Origin of the sequence: Cuspidothrix issatschenkoi CHARLIE-1 (assembly GCF_002934005.1) — a bacterium.
In the GTDB taxonomy this organism is placed as follows: domain Bacteria; phylum Cyanobacteriota; class Cyanobacteriia; order Cyanobacteriales; family Nostocaceae; genus Cuspidothrix; species Cuspidothrix issatschenkoi.
The window spans coordinates 20,787-27,668 of the sequence record NZ_PGEM01000060.1; the positions used below are offsets into that span (position 1 = coordinate 20,787).

The following is a 6,882-nucleotide window of genomic DNA, read 5'->3' on the forward strand; positions in this document are numbered from 1 at the left end:
GGGACTCCATTTGCCAAAACCTTGCACTTGCTTGTTCTTAAAATCCGCGAAACCCCTACTAATAACCGGTTATAGCTTTATTCAGCAAGCCCTATTTAGGAATTCAAAACATATTAGAAAAACAGATGAAATAAGCAACAAAAAAGCTGGAAAGTTGCGCGTTAGTCTATTGCTGTGCCAGCGATCGCATTAAACATTGGCGAGATAAAATCTTAGGTAGATAACATCAATTTATATTTATCTAATCAAGCTCTCTCCGTCCCTCTAATGCTCTTGCTAAAGTTAATTCATCAGCATATTCTAAATCACCACCTACTGGTAAACCAAAAGCAATGCGAGTAACTTTAGTAAATGGTTTGAGCAATTGACCTATATATAAAGTTGTGGTTTCTCCTTCTATACTGGGACTAATTGCTAAAATCACCTCTTGAGGTTTTTGTTCACTAACTCTTCTTACTAAAGGTTGAATATTTAATTGTTCTGGACCAATACCATCCATAGGAGAAATTACTCCACCTAAAACATGATATTTACCTTTATATTCGCGGGTTTTTTCTAAAGCAATCACATCACGAGAATCTGCAACTACACAAATAGTTGTATTATCTCGTTGAGGATGACGACAAATTTCACATACTGGATCTGCAGAAAGGTGAAAGCAAACCTGACATAAACCTACTTGTTTTTTTGCATCAATTAGGGCTTGTGCTAAGGCTTCTACCTCTGCTTCTGGTCTTTTTAATATATGCAAAGCCAAACGTTGGGCGCTTTTGGGACCAACTCCGGGTAGACGTTGCAATTGTTCTATTAATCGGGCTAAAGGGCGTGCGTAAACCGTAATTCTACCTCCAGGCTTTATTTTCTATTTTACAATGATAGAGATGATCACGACAATATTTGGATGATTTGTAAACTTGGTTATTCATGAATACTCCGTCACAAACTGACTAACTATGTATTCTTGGTTCTGGGTGTAAAGTTGCTAATAATTGACTTTCGACCCCTGCTAATTCATCTAATCTATCCATGACTATTTTTCTGTCAAAATAGGTATCAGCTAAAACCCAATACATCCCAAAATGTCGGGCTTCTGATGTCATTAAACTGCGATAAAATGCGGCTAATTCTGGTTCTGGACAGTTAGCAGCTAATAACCCTAAACGTTCATGACTGCGGGCTTCTATTAAGCCTGTAACTAGCATAGAATCTAAAAAACGATGTGGTTCTTGGTTGCGTACTTGGGCTTTTAACCCAGCACCGTAGGGAGGAGGAGGTAATGGTTTCAGGGGAATATTCCGTTTTTCTAACCATTGGTTAACTTGTTCTAAATGTTCTAATTCTTCCCGGGCGATCGCTGTTAATTCTCTCACCATTTTAGTATTTGATGGATAGCGAAACATCATGTTTAAGGCGACTCCAGCCGCTTTTTTTTCGCAGTGAGAATGATCTAATAAGATAATATCAAGGTTAGCGATCGCTTGCTCTACCCAGGCATCACTGGTGGGTTGTTTGAGGGCGTTGATTGTGGGTAAAGGTGAACTCAGCACAGGAATAACTACTCCAGATTAAAGAATTTAGCTAATTAATTTTAAAGTTTTTTAGGACTTACCCAAGTGTCACACCAAAAATCTGTTGTAGGGTGTGGTTCGGCAAGCTCACTGTAACACTTGTCGAAGTGTGGATTTTGTTTGTGTAGTTGCGACTTATATTCGCCTATGCTGGGTTATAAGAATTATTTAAGAAAACTTTGTTAAAAAACTTAATAATTGCTTGGTTCTGGGTGTGAGTAAAGTCTTGCGATAAGCATCTGCGGCTTTTTTTATTGCTTCTGCTTGGGTAGGATAAGGATGAATTACACTACTAAGTTTACTTAAACCAATATTGTTAACAATAGCTGTGGTAATTTCGGAAATCATTTCCCCTGCATGATTAGCAACTATGGTGGCACCAAGAATTTGATCTGATCCTTTTTTGTGATGAATCTTTAAAAAACCAGATTCTTCTTGATCTGCGATCGCTCGATCTATACTTCTAAAAGGAATCTTAATAGTTTCTATCTCTATACCCAATTGTTTCGCTTCATTTTCATACATTCCCACATGAGCAATTTCCGGGCTAGTATATGTCACCCAAGGCATCACCAAGCTACTTAGTTTAGATCGTCCCCAACCAAAAGGAGAAAACAAAGTATTTTTAATCACAATTCGCGCCGCAGCATCCGCCGCATGAGTGAATTTCCAGTTCATGCAGATATCACCGGCAGCGTAAATTTTGGGATTTGTGCTTTGCAAATAATCATTTACTTTTATACCCAATTTTTGATCATATTCTACATCCACAGCTTCTAAATTCAAATTTTCCACATTTGGCGCACGTCCCGCACCAACTAAAATTTCATTTACTGTAACTGAATCTCGTTCACTATTTACAGAAAAATATAGGCGTTTTCCTTCCGTAACTGTCACCACTTCTTCTAACTGACAATTCAAAACTAAACGAACACCTTCGTCAATCAAAACTTTTTGTAAAATTTCTGCTGCTTCTGTATCTTCCTTATTTAGAATATGGGAACTATTATGAAATAATATCACCTCACAACCCAAACGCCGAAATGTCTGCGCCAATTCACAACCAATGGGACCGCCACCAATTACTGCTAATTTTTCTGGTTTTTGAGTCAAAGAAAAAACAGTTTCATTAGTTAAATAACCCGCTGCTTCAATGCCGTGAATTTTAGGTTTAATTGCCCTAGCACCAGTGGCAATTACAGCTTTTTTAAATTTTAAAGTTTGATCAGCAACTTCTACAGTATTATTACTTGTAAATTTACCAGTACCTAAAAATACATCAATTCCTAAATTTTTAAATCTTTCCACTGAATCATGATGACTAATACTAGCCCTAATCCGACGCATTCTTTCCATAACTGTGGCAAAATCAACATCAATTTGTTGGGAAATATTAATACCTAAATCTCTAGCTTTTCTAATTTCCTCCACCACACGAGAAGAACGAATCAAACATTTAGAAGGGATACAACCCACATTTAAACAATCTCCTCCCATGAGATGTTTTTCAATTAATGCTATTTTTAAACCCAACTCTAAACCCCCAGCACCCGCAGCGACAACTAAACCCGCAGTTCCCCCACCAATTACTACTAAATCATAATAATCAGCAGGTTGAGGATTTACCCAATTATCTGGATGAACATTTTTAAGCAGTTTTTGATTATACTCATCCATAGGACGGATTGTAACTCTGGTAAATTCTGAATTTGACATTAGCTTTACCTCTTTATAATCAAGTATAAAGTGTATTTTTGATTATCCGAATCTCTACTTGTAGATATATCATAATTAGAAAAATATCAGGTTTATTCTTAACAAAATTATGATCATCGTGATTATAAAATGTCATCTTCTAAAGCTTTTTTAGCTATCTTAGTGACATAAATTGTAACAACAATTGTGGCTATTAAACCAATAATTCTTATTACCCAATACAATATCATATTATCAGGTTTACTTTCACTACTAATAAAAGCTAAATTCCCGGCTAAAGATCCAATATAAACATACATAATTGTACCAGGAATCATTCCTACTGAACCCAGAAAATAATCTTTAAGAGAAACACCAGTAATTCCCAAAGCATAATTTAAGAGATTAAAGGGAAAAATGGGAGAAAGTCGAGTTAATAATACAATCTTTAAACCTTTTTTACTAACTGCTTTATCAATAGCTGCAAATTTTTTGTTGTCAGATATTTTGTTTGTTACCCAACCTCTGGCTAAATAACGTCCTACCAAAAATGCTGCTGTAGCACCCAAGGTAGCACCAATAAAGACATATAAAGAACCTAAAATTACACCAAAAATTACACCAGCACCCAAGGTAAGAATTGAACCTGGTAAAAAAGCCACAGTAGCAATAATATAGATGCCAATAAATGCTATTCCTCCTAAAGTACCAAGGCCATTAATCCAGTGTAAAGCACTTTCTAATAATGCTTGGGGATTGAATGAAGATATGTTAATAGATTCCTGTGCTATAGCAAAATCTATGTTTGATAAAAATATAATAACTATCAACATACACAATAGAAAAAAATTCTGAAATTTCTTAATATTCATAATCTTCTACTTTCTTGGATAAGGCTTTTTGGGAGATTTTTGTAATGTAAACAGTTGTAAAAATAGTTGCTGTTAGCCCAATTAATTGCATAAGAAATTGCCAAATTTGTACTTCTGGAGAAGTGAATTGATTAGATGTAGTAATCATGGTAATATTTACAGCTAAAGAACCCATATAAACATACATTATTGTACCTGGTAAAATACCCAAAGAACCTAAAATATAATCTTTAACAGAAACTTGTGTAACTCCAAAGCCATAATTTAATAAATTGAAAGGAAAGACAGGAGATAACCGAGTTAATAAGACAATTTTCCATCCTTCTTTCGCAACTGCTTGATCAATTAGTTTAAATTTAGGATGTTTTTCTAATTGTTTATACACCCAATTTCGTGATAGATAACGTCCGATTAAAAAAGATAATATCGCTCCCAATAAAGCAGCAATTAATACATATATAGAACCCCAGAATAACCCAAATAAATAACCACCTTTGAGAGTAAGTAAAGAACCAGGAATAAATAGTAATGTTCCTAAATTGTAGATAAAAATAAACGCGATTGGACTAATATTGACTTGATTATTAAACTTAATAATTGTAGATTGTAAAATTTGCTGAATATCAATCAATCTTGTCACATTTACCAAAATAAGCAACAAGCATATCAATAATAATATTTTTATTTTGCCATTGAATCGCAATTTATAATTTGGTAGCATAGGATTAACCTAAATTTCTGGATATGAATATGATCTAATATAGACTATTTTTGTAAAAATCAGGTTAAAATTCTATGATCTTTCCTGCCGATACCAGTTACAAATGCGATTTGGGGAAACACCCAATAAATAAGCAATGACAATAATTTGATTTAAAATAGTAGTCTGTAAAATTCCTTTTTTCAACCATCTACGAGGAGAGGTAATAACAGGTGTGGGTAATAGATATATTTTTCCCAATGATTTTAACTTCCTGATTAGTTCAAAGTCCTCCATAATTGGCATTTGGGGGAAATGACCAACTTGTTGAAATACGTCTTTAGTAAGAAAAATGGCTTGATCACCATAGGGTATTTGCCAAAGATGCGATCGCCATTTTACCCCAAATTCCACCAAACGTAAACCCCAATTAGGTGCATCTATTTGCAAAGCAAACGCACCAGCAACAATTCCCGGTTTTGCTAATGTCGTCCTGATCATCTCATCAAAACCAGTTGGTAACCGAGTATCAGCATGAAGAAATAGGAGCATTTCCCCACTAGCAACCATAGCACCCGCATTCATTTGATTAGCACGTCCAGGAGCAGAAACAATAACTTTCACATCTAAAGATTTAGCTATTAACAAAGTTTCATCCTGTGAACCACCATCAACTACAATAATTTCTATCTTATTAGACTGTATACTATTAATGGCTGCTTCTATATTACCTTCTTCATTGAGAGTGGGAATAATAATAGAAATTAAGTCGTTGTTAATATTCTGATTAGTAATTTTTATCATGATCGCTAAGACAGGTATTCAATAAATAATAGATTTCCTCCAATCTTATTCATAATAAAATTGTAAGTATAGGGATATTATCCCCTCACTTGAATTTTTACATCAACTTGAATTAAGTCCTCTCTTCTCTAAATAATCATGCTACTTCTCCAAGTCATTATATGTATTACTTTAGTAACTTTTATCGGCTCATGGCTTTCCCAAAGTGCCGATATTTTGGCAGAAAAAACTGGCTTAGGACGAACTTGGGTAGGGACAATCCTCTTAGCAGGTGTCACATCTTTACCTGAATTAGCCACAGGGACAAGTGCCATACTTGTATTTAACTCTCCAGACTTGGCTGTAGGGGGCATCTTGGGCAGTTGTCTGTTTAATTTACTCATTTTGGCATTACTCGATATTTACAACGGTCCTGAACCCGTCCTACAGCGAGCGCAAATCAGTCATGGATTAGCAGCTAGTTTAGGTTGTGTGATGTTAGGTGTGACTACTTTAGGAATACTTCTAGCAAAAACAGAAATGAATTTAGCTATGGGATGGGTTGGTATTCCCAGTATCATATTACTCTTTCTTTATTGGTTGAGCGCTCGCATGATTGCTCAATTTGAAATGAGACGACGCGCACAGGTGCTAGAAGAAGAAATTGAGGCTTTTCAATATCAACATATTACCTCAAAACAAGCATATCTCAGGTTTATCTCCCTCTCAGCCATAATTGTAGTTCTGGGTATCTGGCTGGCATTTTTAGGTGATAGAGTTGCAGAGGTAACTGGATTAGGACAAAGCTTTATTGGTGCGATTCTCTTAGCTACAGCCACGTCACTTCCCGAAGTAGTAGCATCACTAGCTGCTGTTCGAATTAATGCCGTTGATTTAGCAGTATCTAATGTTTTTGGTTCTAATATCACCAATTTAGCAATTTTGGGCGTTTATGATTTGGTGTATTTACAAGGTAATCTGTGGTTAAACATCAGTCAGATACATATATTTACTGCCATTGTCGCCATGATTATGACTTCAGTAGCTATTAATGGGCTGATTTATCATGCTGTCAGTGGTTCACGAATGTACATTACCTGGGATGGATTAACTCTCGTTGCCCTCTATGTTGGCGGAATGTACGTAATTTATCGGGATATTTTTTGATGGTAATTAAGGAGCTTTTTCTAAATTATCTAAAACTCCACTACGAATCATTAATTGTGGCCAAATCAGTAAAAAGAATGGCTCTACTAGAGTGGTT

General features: G+C 35.4%; 7 protein-coding genes. 1 reads left to right on the forward strand and 6 read right to left on the reverse strand.

Features of this window, described 5'->3' with window-relative positions:
- Positions 1–241: 241 nt before the first annotated feature.
- The 6 genes from recR to CUN59_RS09210 all read right to left on the reverse strand — a co-directional run bounded on the left by recR (position 242) and on the right by CUN59_RS09210 (position 5,639).
- Positions 242–841: a recombination mediator RecR gene (gene recR, locus CUN59_RS09185; protein WP_104387568.1), complete on the reverse strand. Its 600-nt coding sequence runs from the start codon at positions 839–841 to the stop codon at positions 242–244.
- Positions 842–947: 106 nt separating this feature from the next.
- Complete coding sequence (locus tag CUN59_RS09190) at positions 948–1,547, reverse strand: MiaE family protein (RefSeq protein ID WP_104387569.1); 600 nt, start codon at positions 1,545–1,547, stop codon at positions 948–950.
- Between the two features lie 189 nt (positions 1,548–1,736).
- Entirely contained in the window at positions 1,737–3,284 is a 1,548-nt protein-coding gene (locus tag CUN59_RS09195; protein ID WP_104387570.1) for a mercuric reductase, read from the reverse strand.
- Positions 3,285–3,406: 122 nt separating this feature from the next.
- Positions 3,407–4,096 (reverse strand): TVP38/TMEM64 family protein, encoded by a 690-nt coding sequence (locus CUN59_RS09200; protein ID WP_243406906.1) that lies wholly within the window; start codon positions 4,094–4,096, stop codon positions 3,407–3,409.
- A gap of 28 nt (positions 4,097–4,124) precedes the next feature.
- Positions 4,125–4,856 carry a TVP38/TMEM64 family protein gene (locus CUN59_RS09205; RefSeq protein WP_104387572.1) on the reverse strand — a complete coding sequence of 244 codons (732 nt, stop codon included), beginning with the start codon at positions 4,854–4,856 and terminating at the stop codon, positions 4,125–4,127.
- A gap of 72 nt (positions 4,857–4,928) precedes the next feature.
- Positions 4,929–5,639 (reverse strand): TIGR04283 family arsenosugar biosynthesis glycosyltransferase, encoded by a 711-nt coding sequence (locus tag CUN59_RS09210; protein WP_104387573.1) that lies wholly within the window; start codon positions 5,637–5,639, stop codon positions 4,929–4,931.
- Between the two features lie 138 nt (positions 5,640–5,777).
- Between CUN59_RS09210 and CUN59_RS09215 the strand changes: the two genes are divergently transcribed.
- A complete protein-coding gene (locus CUN59_RS09215) occupies positions 5,778–6,785 on the forward strand; it encodes a sodium:calcium antiporter (protein ID WP_104387574.1) in 1,008 nt (335 codons plus the stop codon).
- Positions 6,786–6,882 lie beyond the last annotated feature (97 nt).